General features: G+C 73.2%; 13 protein-coding genes and 1 pseudogene. 4 read left to right on the plus strand and 10 right to left on the minus strand.

Annotated elements, in window-relative coordinates; translation table 11 throughout:
* Positions 1 to 16: 16 nt before the first annotated feature.
* A complete protein-coding gene (locus tag ACNTMW_RS24270) occupies positions 17 to 778 on the minus strand; it encodes a hypothetical protein (protein WP_426636076.1) in 762 nt (253 codons plus the stop codon).
* Positions 779 to 1231: 453 nt separating this feature from the next.
* Here ACNTMW_RS24270 and ACNTMW_RS24275 point away from each other — a divergent pair, with 453 nt between their 5' ends.
* The 4 genes and pseudogenes from ACNTMW_RS24275 (at position 1232) to ACNTMW_RS24290 (ending at position 5548) form a co-directional block, all read left to right on the plus strand.
* On the plus strand, positions 1232 to 1561 hold the full coding sequence (locus tag ACNTMW_RS24275) for an integrase core domain-containing protein (RefSeq protein WP_426636077.1): 330 nt from the start codon (positions 1232 to 1234) through the stop codon (positions 1559 to 1561).
* A 27-nt stretch (positions 1562 to 1588) separates the two neighbouring features.
* Positions 1589 to 2088, plus strand: a pseudogene (locus tag ACNTMW_RS24280) (transposase); the annotation flags it as partial.
* A gap of 232 nt (positions 2089 to 2320) precedes the next feature.
* Positions 2321 to 3553, plus strand: a complete 1233-nt coding sequence (locus tag ACNTMW_RS24285) for an MFS transporter (protein ID WP_426636078.1) — start codon at positions 2321 to 2323, stop codon at positions 3551 to 3553.
* 18 nt (positions 3554 to 3571) lie between these two features.
* Positions 3572 to 5548 (plus strand): glycosyltransferase, encoded by a 1977-nt coding sequence (locus tag ACNTMW_RS24290; protein ID WP_426636079.1) that lies wholly within the window; start codon positions 3572 to 3574, stop codon positions 5546 to 5548.
* Here the strand turns inward: ACNTMW_RS24290 and ACNTMW_RS24295 are convergent.
* From ACNTMW_RS24295 to ACNTMW_RS24335, 9 genes are read right to left on the minus strand one after another with little or no spacing between them, the layout of a single operon-like run.
* Complete coding sequence (locus ACNTMW_RS24295) at positions 5523 to 6500, minus strand: isopenicillin N synthase family dioxygenase (RefSeq protein ID WP_426636080.1); 978 nt, start codon at positions 6498 to 6500, stop codon at positions 5523 to 5525. The two genes, ACNTMW_RS24290 and ACNTMW_RS24295, sit on opposite strands and share 26 nt — an antisense overlap.
* Before the next feature lie 28 nt (positions 6501 to 6528).
* Positions 6529 to 7752 carry a glycosyltransferase family 2 protein gene (locus ACNTMW_RS24300; RefSeq protein ID WP_426636081.1) on the minus strand — a complete coding sequence of 408 codons (1224 nt, stop codon included), beginning with the start codon at positions 7750 to 7752 and terminating at the stop codon, positions 6529 to 6531.
* Positions 7753 to 7771: 19 nt separating this feature from the next.
* Positions 7772 to 9010 carry an MFS transporter gene (locus tag ACNTMW_RS24305; protein ID WP_426636082.1) on the minus strand — a complete coding sequence of 413 codons (1239 nt, stop codon included), beginning with the start codon at positions 9008 to 9010 and terminating at the stop codon, positions 7772 to 7774.
* Positions 9007 to 10101: a VOC family protein gene (locus ACNTMW_RS24310; protein ID WP_426636083.1), complete on the minus strand. Its 1095-nt coding sequence runs from the start codon at positions 10099 to 10101 to the stop codon at positions 9007 to 9009. Before ACNTMW_RS24310 ends, ACNTMW_RS24305 begins: the two co-directional genes overlap by 4 nt.
* Complete coding sequence (locus ACNTMW_RS24315) at positions 10098 to 10691, minus strand: NUDIX hydrolase (protein WP_426636084.1); 594 nt, start codon at positions 10689 to 10691, stop codon at positions 10098 to 10100. The genes ACNTMW_RS24310 and ACNTMW_RS24315 overlap by 4 nt, the downstream gene beginning before the upstream one ends.
* Positions 10688 to 11611, minus strand: a complete 924-nt coding sequence (locus ACNTMW_RS24320) for an SDR family oxidoreductase (protein WP_426636085.1) — start codon at positions 11609 to 11611, stop codon at positions 10688 to 10690. The genes ACNTMW_RS24315 and ACNTMW_RS24320 overlap by 4 nt, the downstream gene beginning before the upstream one ends.
* The gene (locus ACNTMW_RS24325) at positions 11608 to 12645 is read right to left on the minus strand and encodes an ROK family protein (protein WP_426636086.1); all 1038 of its coding nucleotides are present in this window, start codon (positions 12643 to 12645) and stop codon (positions 11608 to 11610) included. The genes ACNTMW_RS24320 and ACNTMW_RS24325 overlap by 4 nt, the downstream gene beginning before the upstream one ends.
* Positions 12642 to 13748 (minus strand): sugar phosphate nucleotidyltransferase, encoded by a 1107-nt coding sequence (locus ACNTMW_RS24330; RefSeq protein WP_426636087.1) that lies wholly within the window; start codon positions 13746 to 13748, stop codon positions 12642 to 12644. Before ACNTMW_RS24330 ends, ACNTMW_RS24325 begins: the two co-directional genes overlap by 4 nt.
* Positions 13748 to 14992, minus strand: coding sequence for a sedoheptulose 7-phosphate cyclase (locus ACNTMW_RS24335; protein WP_426636088.1), 1245 nt, complete (start codon positions 14990 to 14992; stop codon positions 13748 to 13750). Before ACNTMW_RS24335 ends, ACNTMW_RS24330 begins: the two co-directional genes overlap by 1 nt.
* Between the last annotated feature and the right edge of the window lie 3 nt (positions 14993 to 14995).

The raw sequence follows: 14995 nt of genomic DNA on the forward strand, positions 1-14995 counted from the left end.
CCACAGGGTTCGCGCTTCAAGCGAGGCCAGCGGCCGGGGGTGGATCAATCCCCTGGGACCGCCGGCGGTCAGGCAGGAACGCCAGAACGACAGCGACTAGTTGGCAGGCGACACCGAGCGTGAGGAACCCGCGCAAGACGATCACCATGTAAGCGGCCCACGGCGCGGTCATTGCGGTATCTGTCCCCCCGCTTATGAGGTAGTTGCCGGTGATCACCGCCGTCAGTGCCGTCACCGGCAGCATCAGCACCAACCCGAGGCTGGCGATGATCGCGATCAACCGGCACCTGGCCGCGGACCGGATCGTGGCCATCCATGCAAGCATGGCCGCACCGAGCCAACCGACCAAGAGCCCGATCAACCCGCCGGCGGCGATCGGTAGCCGAGTGCCAGGAGCCGGCATGCGGTGAATGGAAGCGGCGACGGCGGGCTCGTAGCTGCCTGGAAGCACCCCGTCGGCACCCACCTGGTTGGTGATAGTCAAGGACAGCGCCAAGTCGCCGTGGGCAGCCACCAGTTGGCTGCCGTAGCGGTCCGTTTCGCGCATGCCGACACTCCAGCCCGCTGATCGCAGCAGAACGCTTGCACGGCCTAGTGCCGCTGACGGGTCGGCGACCGGATTGAGCGTGATGTCGACGGCACCGGGGCCATAACCTTCGCCACCCAGTACCGGCACCAGCCAGCGGTCGGCGCCCTTGTCTGCGGGTGGGTTGTAGCCGAACGCCACATCCCGACGGGCCAGCAACACCACCGGTTGCCCAGGCAGCGCGGATGCCACAATCGCCTTTGCCTCCTCATCGGTCGGCAATGGCCCCCCACGCCAACCGAGTCGGCCACCTACCGCTGCGCCGACCGCGCCGACGGTCAGTGCGGCCAATACGGCGAGAACGGCTACGGCCCTGCCGGGCGGCTGACCCAGCCTGCGCCATGAGAGTCCTGGACGCTGCCTGGGCCTCCCCGGCGGAGGCATCTCCGCCGAGGTGGCTCCCTCGGTCATGCCCTTCCCTTCCCTCAAGAAATACGGGCGTTCGGTCGCGGCGAAATCAGGACCAGCCCCACCAGGGGATCGTCACATTCGAGGTCCGGCCGTCCCATACGATTATCCATCTGCCGAAGTAGCGGTACGAGTCCGTGTCGCGCCAGAAACGTCGTGACGACTGGCCGGGATACAGCCACCGCAACGGGCTTGTGGGGCTCGAATACTCGGTTCGGCCGTCTGAAGTGGAGTTCTGTGCATGCTCGAGCCCTACGCAGCCGTCATGCTCGTGGCCATGAGCGCATCAAGACCCCGCCGCGGGCGCCCCGAGCGAACTCATTCGCGGAGCGCTGGGTGGGCACCGTACGCCGCGAACGCACCGATCGGATGCTCATCATCGGCGAGCGACACCTGGCGGCCGTACTTGCCGGGGACACCTCGCACTACAACGGCCACCGTCCACATAGCTCACTGGGACAACGGCCACCGAACCCACCAACGAGAATCGTTGACCTGAACGCCGCCCGCGTTCAACGGCGACCAATCCTGAGTGGGCTGATCAACGAGTACTCGCAGGCCGCGTAGCCCGAACCGACTTTACGAGCCCCACACGTCGCGACCGTCTGGCCGCGCACGATCGTACAAACCTGCGTGGTCCATCTGCTGCGCAACTCGTTTCGTTACGCGGCCCGCCAGGATTGGGACAAGATCGCCAAGGCGTTGCGGCCGGTTACACCGCCGCGACCGAGGACCCGATGACCGAACGGTTCCTCGAGTTCGCCGAGACCTGGGGCAAGAGGTACCCGGCGATCGTGAAGCTGTGGGAGAACGCCTGGGCCGAGTTCGTGCCGTTCCTGGACTACGACGTGGAGATCCGCAAGGTCGTCTGCTCCACGAACGCGATCGAGAGCGTCAACGCGCGCATCCGTAAGGCCGTCCGCGCTCGCGGGCACTTCCCGAACGAGACTGCTCCCTTGAAGTGCGTGTACATGGCGTTGATGAGCCTGGACCCCACCGGTGCCGGCCGCCGCTGGCGGACCATGCGCTGGAAAGCACCGTTGAACGCGTTCCAGCTCGCCTTCGAAGGCCGGCTCACCGCGGCCAACCACTGACCAACTCGACAACCAAGATCAGCCGTTAACTTGACACTCCCTCGCCGGGCGCTACGCCCCGCGGGTCAGGCCGGAAACACCATTAGATCCACAGTCCCTCAGCGGGCCACCACGTGGAGTGAAGGGACACGGACGGAGGGCATCGACGTTTATAATAGCTGGGCCCGCCTCGGCCGTGGTCCTGAGCCCGGCTGGCCGTCGTTGACGCCTAGGGGAAACAACGGTGAATGTCGTGTCAGTCGATCGTGCCCGGCTGCTGCGTGCGCGAGTTGCCACCTCGGTGGCCTTCTTGTTGTTCGGGACCGCGCTCGGAGCTTGGACGTCGCGGGTGCCGGCGGTCAAGGAGCGGCTCGGGCTGAGCGATGGGCGGCTCAGCTTCGCGCTGCTGGCGTTTGCGGCGGGGTGCATCGTCGGGATGTCCGTGCTCGGGCGGCTCTCCGATCGGTTCGGCAGCGATCGGGTCATGGTGCCGACGGCGCTCGGTGAAGGCGTCCTGCTGGTGCCGGCGGCGTTCGCGCCCAACCTCGCGGCCCTCTGCCTCGCGCTGTTCGTGTTCGGCACCGTGCACGGCACGCTCAACATCGCGATGAACGCCAACGCTACCGAGGTGCAGCGGGTCTGGGGCGCGCCGATCATGTCGTCGTTCCATGCGGCGTACAGCATCGGTGGGTTTCTCGGGGCCATCGTGGGCGGGATGTTCGCGCGGGCGGGGCTGGGGGCGGGGCCGACGTTCATCGGCGTGGGGGCGGCGGTCGTGGTCCTGGCGCTGTGGGTGACCTGGTGGCGGCTGCCGGCCTCGGCGGCGCCGCCGGGTGAGCCGGCCGCGACCGCGGACGGTGACGACGACGGGCGGTCGATGCGGTCCTTCGCGCTGGTCTTCCTCGGCGTACTGGCGATGTTCGCGCTGGTCGGTGAGGGTGCGGCGGCAGACTGGAGCGCCGTCTACCTGCGGGACAACCTGCACAGCAGCGCCGGGTTCGCGGCGTACGCCTATGCCGCCTTCTCCATCGCGATGACGGCCGGGCGGCTGTGCGGCGACTGGCTCACCCGGCGGCTCGGGCCGGTGCCGCTGATGCGGGTCAGCGGCGTACTGGCCGCGGTGGGGCTGGGCACGGCGCTGCTCGTCGCCGAGCCGATCGCCGGGGTCATCGGCTTCGGGTTCCTCGGCGGGGGCATGGCCTGCGCGGCGCCGCAGATCTACTCGGCCGCCGGCAACCGGGACCCCGCCCGGGCCGGGCGGGCGCTGTCGCTGGTGGTGACGATCGCCTATCTGGGGTTCGTGCTCGGGCCGATCCTGATCGGCGCCGCCAGCACCGTGGTCGGGCTGCCGGCCGCGCTGGGCATTCCGGTGGTGCTCGCCCTGGTCATGTCGGCCAGCGCCGGCGTACTGCGGCCGCGGCCGGCCGGGACCGGCAGCCATCCGGAGCCGGCGTCCGTGCCGGCGCGCCGGGCGGACGAATCCTGAGCGGGGGGAAGAGCAGGCGTGCACATCGTCGAGTGCCACTTCGAGTTCAGCGGCTACGACGATCATCTCGTGAAGGCGGGCACCTCCGTCTACCTGTGGAACCTGGTGCGCCAGTTCCGCGACCGCGGGCACCGGGTGACGGCGGTGACCGCGTCCCACGGACTGCTGCCGCGGCTGCGCGGGACGCACGAGCTCATCGACCTCGGCTGGGAGCGCACCGAGCGCATCCCGGTGCGGCTCGACCCCGCGGTGTGGCCGTCCCATCCGGGCGAGGTCACGCTCACCGTGACCGCGCGGGCCTGGCGGATGACCATCGACGGCATCGACATCGTGCTGCTCGACGGCGACCTGCTCAGCAACCACCCCGACTCCTTCTACCCCCCGCGCCGGCTGGAGGGCGAGGACCTGGCCTACCTCAAGCCGCTCGCCTTCCAGGTGCTGGCCGCCCGCTACCTGACCGACCGCGTCGAGTCCGACGCCGTGGTGCACCTGCACGAACCCGTCTACCACTATCTACTGCCTGCGGCGCTCTCCGCCCGCGGCTTCACCGTGGTGTCGACGGTGCAGACCAATCTGCCGGTCAATTCGCAGGTGTACGGCCCGCAGACCCGCCGCCTGCTCGCGCACCTCGGCGTCGATCCGGGCGCGGCCGACGGGCTGGCCGACCCGCCTCTCGACGGCGACCTGCACCGGGCGATGCGCGCCTACCTGCCGCGGACGCTGCTCTACAGCGATGGCCCGGGCGGCCCGGGGGCGGACTACGTCAGCGTGCTGGCGCTGGTGGTGCGCACGGCGGCGGCGATGGACTTCCTGTCCGAAGGGCAGCTCGAGCACGCCGTCACCCAGGGCGGTACACCGTTCGAGCAACTGTTCCGCGAGCTGGCGGTGCGCCGGGAGCTGGTGGCGCACCGGGACCGGCTGGTGGTCGGCGGCTGCGCGATCGGCGACGAGTGGCACACCGTCGAGCGCAGCCCACGGCGGCGGTGGGCGACGCTGACCGGGCTCGGGCTCGATCCGCAACTGCCCACCGTGTACCACAACGGGCGGTACCAGATCGAGCACAAGGGCATCCGGGAACTGCTGCGCGGCCTACGCCTGCTGCTCGACGGCGGCGTGCGGGCCAACGTCCTGGTGCACCTGCTGTCCCCCGGGCCGATCGTCGACGAGGACCTCGCGGCGCTGACCCGCGACCATCCGGACCTGGTGCGCACCAGCGATGCCCCCATGACGTCGGCCGAGCTGATGGACTGGGCGACCGCCGCGGACGTGTGCGTGTTCCCGGCCAAGTTCGAGATGGACACCTTCCTGATGGCGCAGGGCGAGGCGATGGCGGCCGGCGCGATACCGCTGGCCACCGCCCAGCTCGGCACGCGCCACTTCGGGCACGCGTTCGACCTTGCCGACTCGGCCGCGACCGGGCTGGCGCTGCCCCGCTCGTTCCGGGTCGACGACCGACTGCTGGCCGCGGCGATCCACGACGGGCTGCGGCGGCTGGTCGACCTGGTCGCGGCCGACGACCCGCTGGCAGCGACGCTGCGGGCCCGCTCGGTGGCGACGGCCCGGCAGTTCACCTGGGGCCGGGTGGCGGAGCGGTTCCTGGCCGTCTTCGCCGCCTGCCTCGACGGCCGGCGGCCGGCCGACGCCACGCCGCTGGACCGGCCGCCGGTCCTGGGCGAGGCGCCCGAGCCGATCGGCCGGGCCGTGCTGCGGGCGGCGGCGGACGGGGCGACCGTGGTCTGGTCCGGTCCGCCGGTGGGCACTGTCGAGGCGGTCGTGCCGACCGCGGACGGCGGCGTGGAGGTGATAGCGCTGACCGTCGGGCCTGACTCTCAGTACACCGGAAACGTGACGGATCCGCGCGGGCCGGTGGCGGTGCTGGTCACCGGCCGCGACGGGCGCTCGGTGTGGGATCAGGCGCTGGACGAGGGCGGGGCCGCCGACGGTGGCGGCCCCGCCCGGGGATTGCAGGTCAGGAGAACGTCGGCGTCAGCGTGACGCCCACCTTCTCGAGGATGTTCTCGCCGGCGATGACCGGCTCCATACCTGCCCCGCCGCCCGTCGGCGACGGGAGCGGCTCGATGCGCGCGTCGGGGTCGGCCTCGAAGAAGAACACCAGCGACACGAGTTCCTCGTCGGGCGCACTAGCCGGCGGGGCGAGCACGCGGTGGCGCAGGGCCTGCCAGCGCCCGTCGGTCCACCGGTTCATCAGGTCGCCGAGGATGACCGCCAGGGTGCCTTCGATGTACGGCGGGGTGAACCAGCCGTCCCGCTCGTTCCACACCTGCAGGCCGCCGACGCCGGGCTGCCGGTCGAGCAGGCTGAGCGTACCGAAGTCGGAGTGCGGGCCGACCCGCATCTGGCCCTCCTCCACCGAGCCGACCCGGTTCAGCGAGGGGTACCAGTTGACGTTCTGGGTCCAGGTGGCCCGCTGCGAGCGCTCCGAGAAGTACGTCTCGGGCAGGCCGAGGACGGTGGCGAACACCTCCTCCATGGCCAGCGCCACGCGGGTCATGTGGCCGGTGTACTCCGTCGCGGTCGCCTGGAACTCCGGGATCTCCCGCGGCCACTTGTTGGCCGGGTAGTAGGCGTGGTCGAAGGCCGCGTTGCCGGTCCGGTGCTCGGGGCCCATGTGGAACGCCTCGTGCAGGTCGGGCGACATCGTCACGCCGTCAACGGCGCTCGCCTGCAGCGCGCCGAGGCCGCGCCAGCCGTTGTCGTACGGCCGCTCCACCTGATACTGCTGCTTCTGCTCCTCCGGCAGCTGCATCAGGGCGTAGCCCTGGCGGCGCATCCGGCCGGTCAGCTCGGCCGGGACGCCGTGGTTGCGCAGCAGCAGGATCCCGGTGAGCCGCAGCGCCGCGTCGAGCGCGGCGGCGAGCTCACCGCGCCGCCGCGCGTCGGCCGACGCCCACTCGGCCAGGTCGAAGACGGGTACCGCGTCGTTCATCTCTTTTCCTCCCCACTCGTCGGACGGGTCACACTCCCGCCGGGGCACCGGCCCGGCGCGCGAAGCGGTGCAGATCGCCGATCGGCCCGTCGGGTCGCCAGCTCAGCGCCGGGATGTGTGCGTTGATGAGCTCGCCGTCCTCGCGCAGCGCGGAGGACGACGGGTGGTACATGTGGAACAGCGGGTCGTCGTAATGGTCGAACGCCGAGTTGATATCCATGCGGTAGGCGAAGTCGTTGTCCTCGCCGCCCCAGCCCTCGAAGCGCTCGTCCATGCCGCCGATGCGGTGGTACGCGCTGGTGCGCACCCAGACGCAGCAGCCCGGCGGCCGGCGCAGGACGAACGCCCGCAAGTGCGCCGGATCGACGGCGCCCTCCCCGCGGCGCAGCCGGGCGTCGATCGCATACGCCGTGGACGGCTCGTCGAGGCACCACATGTCCCGGTAGCTGAGGTGCCCCATCGCGCCAGGCCGGCGGAACCGGGCGGCGTTGCGGCCGATGAAGTCACGGTCGACCAGGACGTCGGCGTCGAGGATGCAGATGACCTCGGCGTCGCCGGGGCAGTTGACGACGCCCGCGTTCACCGCCCACGCCTTGTTGAACAGGCCGCCCTTCTCGGCGAAGAGGTAGTGGTCGGTGTACGGCTCGATGACCTCCCGCCACCGCGGCACCTCATCGCTCTCCACCACCGCGACCTGGTAGGAGGCGCGCGGCGCGGACTGGTCGCGCAGCGCGGTCAGGCAGGCCAGCAGGTTGCGCAGCCGGCTGCGGCTGGCCGTCTGGTCGCGGAACGGCACCACGACCAGGACCTCGCAGTCCCCGCCCGCCTCCCGCGCCGGACCGGCCGGCAGGCCGCGCAGCGCGTCGGCGTCGACCGGGTCGACGTCCGACTCCGTGCGGTAGCGGGCGCCCAGGTGAATGCCGAGGCGGCAGTTGGACTCGGCGTCCCAGGCGCGCACGAACAGCGGCTCGGCCGCCGCGGCCGGGTCGGCGGCGACGATGTCCACCAGCGCGGCCCGCAACGCCAGGTAGGCGGCCGGGTCGCGGGTGTCGGCCATCAGCCGCGCGGCCAGCGCGGCCACGGCCGGGTCCGGGTAGGCGCGGGCCGCCTTCGCCACCGCGCGCAGGTACGGTCCGCCCCGGTCCCAGTAGAAGATGCTCGCCTCGGGGGTCTGTGGGTCGGTCGCCAGCACCAGGCTGTCCACCACGGCACCGGCGAGGGTCAGCGGATCGGACGGATGGATGAGCGACATGCAGCAAGCTCCCTTCCGGTCAGCGGTCGATCGCCGCGACGTGTGGTTCGACCATCTCGGCCCGCCGCAGCAGGCCGCGGATGACCCGCATGAGGACGACTCCGGCCAGCGCGAGCACGCTCACCGCGCCGAGCGCGGCCGGCAGCCCGATCAGCTCGGCCAGGAAGCCGATGATCGGCGGCAGCAGGATCGGGCCCAGGCCAGCGACGCTGGACACCAGCGTCACGCCGGCGCCCGCGCTGTCGCCGCCCAGCCGGCCGGCGAGCGAGAACGTGACCGGGACGACGAGCGACAGCCCGAGGCCGAGCACGATGAAGCCGGCGATAGCGGCGGCCGGGTCGTCGGCGAGCAGGGCGGCGGCGAAGCCGAGGCCGCCGGCCGCGCTGGCGGACATGATGACGGCCCATTCGCCGTAGCGGGCGACGAACCGGTCCCCGGCGAGCCGGCCGGCGACCATCGCCAGGGAGTAGACGGCGAATCCGCTGGACGCCACCCCGACACCGGCGCCGAGGTTCTCGTGCAGGTAGACGGCGCCCCAGTCGCCGACCGCGCCCTCGCCGGCCAGGCTGAACAGCCCGACGATGCCGATCAGCAGCAGCGGCAGCCGGTACCGGGGGTCGAGCCGGCCGCTGCGAGCCGGCTCGGGGCCGCCGCCGGCCGGGTGCGGGACGGTCGCGGGCGGCAGCATCCACAGCGTGGCGGCGACGGCCAGCGCGCCGAGGACGAGCGCGGCGAACGCGTAGTGCCGCAGCGGCGACAGGCCCAGCCCCGCCGCTCGGCCGCCGAGCACCGCGCCGAGCAGGCCGCCCATGCTGTACACGCCGTGGAACGCGGACATGACGGGCCGGCCGTAGGCCGCCTCGACCGCCACCGCCTGCGTGTTCATCGCGATGTCGATGGAGCCGAGCATGGCGCCCAGCACCGTGAGGGCGATGCCCAGCTCGACGGCGTTGCGGGCCAGGGCCGGCAGCACCAGCGCCAGGCAGCAACCGGCGGCCGCGCCGCGGGCGACGACCCGGCTGCCCCACCGGTGCACCAGCCGGCCGCACGGCGGCCGGGCCAGGATCGCGCCGACGGCGATGCCCAGCAGCGCCGCGCCGAGCGGCCCGGTGCCGGAGCGGATCTGGTCCTTGATTTCAGGCACCCGCGACACCCAGGTGCCGAACACCATGCCGATGCTCATGAAGACGACCGCGGTCGCCACCCGGGCCGCGACCGGGACCGTGCGGGCCGGACGTTGCGCCGTCGGGGCCGTCACCGTTCGGTCCACCGCAGGTTGCCGGCCGCGCGGCGCCGGCCCGCCGACTCCCGCTCGTAGGGCAGCGCGCCGTCGGGCATCCGGACCAGCTCAATGTGCAGGCCCAGCGGCGAGCGCACGTAGACCCAGCGGTCCCCGGCGATCGGGCCGTCCTCAATGGTCTCCGGGGTGCCGAGGACGGCGAAGCCGGGCCGGGCGGCCAGGTACGCGGCGGCGGCGTCCACGTCCTCGACGTGGATCGCGAGGTGCCGGCCGCCCACGTCGCTGTTGCGGGGCGGCTCGCCGGCCGCCCCGGCAGGCGACCACAGTTCGACGTTGTCGGTCGGGCCCATGCGCAGTGCGGCGTGCGCCACCGGCCGGCCGGCGTCGAGGCCCGGCTCGTCGTCGACGCGGTACAGCAGCTCGGCGCCGAGCACGCCGGTCCACACGGCGAGCGCCGCGTCGAGGTCGGCGACCGTGTAGCCGACGTGGTCGACGCAGTGCAGCCCCGGCACGGGCGTCGGCTCGGGCGGCCCGTCGTCGTGGTTCGTCCAGTACGGCGCCGGGCTGTGCCGGCGGGCGGCGGTGTCGCGCTCGTACGGCAGAGGCTCGGGGGTGGTGCGCAGCTCGATCGGCAGGCCCCACGGCGCGACGAGCCGGGTCCAGCGGGTGCCGGCCCGCGGCGAGGAGGGTGGCGCGGTGACCACCGGCCCGGCCGCCCGCGCGCCGCCGGCGACGAGCGCGGCGGCGGCCGTCTCGACGTCGTCGACGGCCAGCCCGAGGACCTGGCAGCCGGGCCGGGACGGGGGCGGCGGCACCGGGTCGTGGTCGGGCGCGGTGTACTCGAACAGCTCCAGGTTGGTCACCGGGCCCAGCCGGACCAGCGCGATCGTCGCCGACGCACGCGGGTGCACGTCGAGCTTCTCGCGCATCCAGTCGTCGTCGCGGGTCAGCGGCGGCAGCCGGTACGCCACCTGCCCGCCCAGCGTCTCGACCGCGAAGGCGACGGCGGCGTCCAGGTCGGGCACGGTCAGCGCGATGTGGTCGACCCGCTGGGCGCCGGGGATACCGGCCGTGGCCCACGCGGTCAACGGTTGTGTGGCGCTGGTCAACCGACGCTCCTTTCCCGAGGGGTATGCAGGTCGTAGAGGGCTAGGGCGGCCAGCGACGCCGCGTCGGTCATTCGGCCTTCGCGCACGAGCGCATCGAGCTCGGCCCGGCTCACCAGCCGCTGCCGCATGTCCAGCTCGGTGGCCTCGCGCTCGGCCGGCCCGGCGGCGAGGTCACCGGCCAGGAAGACGTGGCAGCCCTGGGAGGCGTAGCCGTAGGCGACGTGGATTCGTCCGAGCCGGCGCAGCCAGCCGGCCCGCAGCCCGGTCTCCTCCCGCAGCTCCGCGGCGGCCAGCCGCAGCGCATCGGCGCCCTCCTCCTCCGCCGGTGCCGGGCCGGCCCAGGAGCCCTGCGGGAATTCCCAGAACCGACCGCCGACCGGGTAGCGGTACTGCTCGACGAGGTGGAACCCACCGTCCTCGACCGGGACGACGAGCGCGAAGTCGGGCTTGTCGACGACGCCGTAGGTGCCGGTGCTGCCGTCGGTGCGGCGCACGTCGTCCTCCCGGACGCTCATCCACGCGTTGCGGTAGACGGTGCGGCCGCCCAGCCGTCGCACCGCCGGCTCCGCGGTGACCGGGTCGGGGATCACGGCGCGACCTCCGTCGGCTCGGGCTGGGCGGGTGCCAGCAGCGCCCGGGCGCCGGCCGCCACGCCGTGCACCGCGACGCCGGCCGTGGCCGGGTGTCGGTGCAGCAGCGTGCTGGCCAGGCAGCTGTTGCGGGGCCGGTCGGCGTAGCGGCCACCGGCGCGGGGAACGCCGGTCACCAGGTCGGCCGACGCGCCCAGCCCGGCGGCGATGGTCCGGGCCCAGTCGGCCCGGGACAGCCGGTCCGGGCCGCCCAGGTGCAGCAGCGGCAGGTCGGCCGCGCCGAGCACCGCTGCGGTGACCGCAGCCACGTCGTCGACGAGCACCGGCGTGGTCCACTGGTCGTGTGGCGCCGCCACCGGCTCGCCGCGGCGCAGCCGGTGCGCGCAGGCGGCGAAGAAGTTGAGCCACTTCTCGCCGTCCGCTGGCTCCCAGCCGTAAATCAGGCTGACCCGCAGGACCGTGGCTCCGGGCACGCCGGCCAGTGCCTGTTCGGCGGCGAGCTTGGCCCGGCCATAGGCGTTGGCCGGGGCCGGCGGGGTGGCCTCGACGGGCAGCTCGGCCTCGCCGTCGAAGACGTTGTCGGTGGAGATCAGCACGAGCCGCCGGCCGGCCGCCGCGCCGGCGAGCCGTTCGGCCGCGCCGGCGTGTACCCGCAGCGCCTCGTCGGGGTTGGCGGTGCACCACGTGACGTCGGAGGGGCCGTGCACCAGCACCATGGCGTCGGCGCCGGCCCGGTCGGGGGCGCGGCGGCAGGCGTCGGCGTCGGTCACGTCCAGCGGCGTCCACGGGATCGGGGTACCGCCGGGGGCGGGTCGCGCCGGCGGCCGGCGCGAGGCGAGTACGGCCTCGCCACCGGCGCCGACGAGCCGTGCGGCCAGCGCCCGCCCGACGAACCCGCTGCCCACGATCAGCGTCCTCATCCGGCCGCCCCCGCGGTCTGCGCCGTCAGCCGGTGCGCGAGCAGCCGGCCCATGCCGATCAGGCTGTGGTCGTCGTCGGCGGCGCCCAGGGCCAGCATCGCCCGGATCTGCGCCGCGGTGAGCCCGAAGCAGCCGGCCTGGACCAGGTGGTCGCCGAGCACCTCGATGAACCGCGGGCCGACCGCGACGGCGAAACCGCCGATGAAGAGGTACCGCCGGATGCCGATCGCGGCGAAGACGGACCCGACCGCGGTGGCGAGCGGGCGCAGCGCCGCGACGAGCACACCGGTGGCGAACGGGTCGCCGGCCCGGATGGCGGCGGCGAGGTCCTCGTTGGCGATCCGTTCGGGCCGGCCGCCGGCGCCGGTCCACAGCGCGGATCCGGCGAAGTCGTCCGGGCGCTCGGCCGCGGCGCGCCGGGCCGCGGCCAGCACGCCCCGGCCCGAGGCGATGCCGCCCAGGTGGCCGCGGCCGCCGCAGTCGCACCGCGGTGCGGTGGCGGCCGGGTCGACCTGCCAGTGGCCGAGCTCCCCGCCGTAGCCGCCGGCGTCGACCAGCACCTCGCCGTTGCGAAACACCTTGCAGCCGATGCCGGAGCTGACCGTGAACAGGCAGAACGGCTGCGCCTCGGCGTCGGCGTAGCGCCAGGCGGCGGCGGTGATGTCGTTGGCCACCACGACCGGCACGCCGACGGCCGCTTCGAGGACCGGGCCGACGTGCAGCGGCGCCCCGCCGGCGCCCCAGATGGTGGGTGCGGCCAGGGCTACGCCGTCGGCGGACATCGGCCCCGCGAAGGACAGGCCGACCGCGCGGGCACCGTCGCCGGCCGGTGAGTCGAGGTAGGCGCGCAGCTCGCCGGCCAGCTGTGCGACGACCCGCCGCTGCAGCTCGCCCGCGCCCGCGTTGGGGTGGCGGCCCAGCCCCTCGGTGGGCACGCGGCGGGGGTCGGTGACCGCGGCGGCGCCGCGCTCCAGCCGGGCGATGCGCAGCGAGGTGCCGCCGATGTCCGCGACGACGTCGAACTCGGCGCTCATCGCCCGGCCCCCAGCACGGCGGCGGCGTGCTGGACGAAGCCGTCCTCGAGCACGATCGCGCCCTCGATGTCGGCGCCGGGTGGCACCTGCGCGCCGGGCAGCAGTACGGCGTCGCGGACCCGGGCGCCGGCGCCGACCCGCACGCCGGGGTACACCACACAACACTCGATCCGGCCGTCGTTGACCAGGTCGGCCGGGACGATGCTGGCCCGCACGCCGTCCTCGTCGGCGACCCGCCGGCGGGCGACCTCGGGCCGCAGGGTCCGGGGCAGCGCGTCCAGCCCGATCGACGGCGGGTCGTCGAGCAGCAGGCCGTGTGCGCGGTGGTACCGGTCGACGGTGCCGATGTCCTCCCAGTACCCCGGCACGAGGTGGCCGCGGATCCGCTCGCCCGCGGCCAGCATCGCCGGGATCACGTCGCGGCTGATGTCGTGCTGCCAGTCGGTGCCGTCGAGCCGCTCCAGCCAGCGGTGCAGGATGCCCGCGTCGAACAGGCAGAATGCCGCGAACACCAGGTCGCTGGTTGGCTTGTCGGGCTTCTCGACGAACTCGGTGAGGTTGCCCGCGGCGTCGAAGCGCACCATGCCGAACAGGTGCACGTAGCGCATCTCGATCCGCTGGTACGCGATGGTCAGCGCCGCGCCGGACTCCCGGTGCTCGCGCAGCATGCCGCGGTAGTCGAAACGGTAGACGTGATCGGCGTGCTGCACGAGCACGTCCCGCGCGTCGTCGAACACGTACCTCGCCTTGCTGATCAGGGCGTCGGCCGTGCCGCGCTCGGCCGGCCAGGTGCGCTCGGGCAGCTCGGCCGGCAGCCGCCCGGGCGGCGCCGAGCGGTAGGCGGCGTCGTACGGGCCGAAGTGCGCCCGGAAGCCGGGCTGCGAGTTCCACACCGTCTGCAGGTCGTCCATCAGGCGGCGCTCTTCGTACTGCGAGAGGATAAGCACCTCCCGCAGGCCCGACGAGCGCGCGTTGAGCAGGCTGAAGTCGATCAGCCGGGCGGTGCCGCCGAACGGCACCAGCGGCTTGAGCCGGCCCTGGCCGAGCCGGCCCATCCGGCGGCCCTCCCCGCCGGCCAGCAGTACCGCGCGCACGCCTTCCATCACGCCTCCAACTGGGCCGGAACGACTGCCGGACGGTCGAGCTCCGGCCCGGTCTCGGCGAGCTCGGCCAGGGCTCGCTCGATCTCGGCGGGGGTGACGTCGTCGACGAAGCAGGCGGCGCCGATGCCCGCGGTGAGCGGCATGAGCTGGCGGCCGTCGCGGTGGCGCACGGTGTCGGCCAGGGCCGCCACGAGCAGCTCCGGCGAGCAGACCCGGTGCCAGGTGGGCAGGCCGAGGGCGGCCATGACGTCCCGGACCCTGGCCGCCTCGTCGCCGGACAGCAGCCCGCGGTTGCGGGCGATCACAATCGTGAGCGCCATGTCGACGCAGACCGCCTCGCCGTGCAGCAGCTCGGGCAGCGCGGCCATCTCGACGGTCGGCGAGAACGAGTGGCCGTAGTCGACGACCCGCTGCAACTGATGCTCCCACAGGTTGGGCTGCAACTCCTGCAGCATGCAGTGGATGGCACCGTGCATCACGGCCATCGCCACCGCCCCACCGTCGGCGGAGTCGCGCCGCTGCATGCGTTCGGTCACCAGCCGCGGCCCGTGCTCGGCCAGGAGCCCGAACAGGCCGGCATCCTTGACCAGAGCGATCTTGAGGATCTCGGCGAGGCCGTTGCGCAGGTGCCGGGCCGGCAGGGTGGACAGGAACGAGGGGTCGACCAGGGTCGCCTCGGCCGGATGATAGGTGCCGAGGCGGTTCTTGTACTCGTGGAAGTTCACGCCCGTCTTGGCCCCGATGCCGGCGTCGACCATGCCGATCAGCGTCGTCGGCACCCGCACGTACGGGGTGGAGCGGCGGTACAGGCTCGTGGCGAGCCCGACGATGTCGGTCAGCACGCCGCCGCCGACGGCGATCACCGGCTCACGGCGCCGCCCGACGCCGAACGCGTCCATCGCCGCGACCACCTTGAGCACCGAGTCCATGGTCTTGACCCGCTCGTGCGCGTCGACCAGGCAGAGCTCGTAGGTGACGCCGTGCGCGTCCAGGTAACGGCGCAGCCGGGCGCCGAACAGCACGCCGACCCGCTGGTCCACGACGACGAGCCGACGCCGCGTCGCGTCCGGCGTGCCGGTCGCCAGCAGGGTGGGGTTGTCGAGGTGCAACAGGTCCTGGCAGAGCCGTACCTCGTAGCTGACCAGCCGGCGTGCGGTGACCCGCCAGTGCGGATCGCCGCCGTCGCCAGAGGCGAAGAGTCCTTCGGGCGCCGTCTGCGCCGGTGACAGCATCGAAATGGCCATATT

Source organism: Planosporangium spinosum (assembly GCF_049999945.1).
Classification (GTDB): Bacteria; Actinomycetota; Actinomycetes; order Mycobacteriales; family Micromonosporaceae; genus Planosporangium; species Planosporangium spinosum.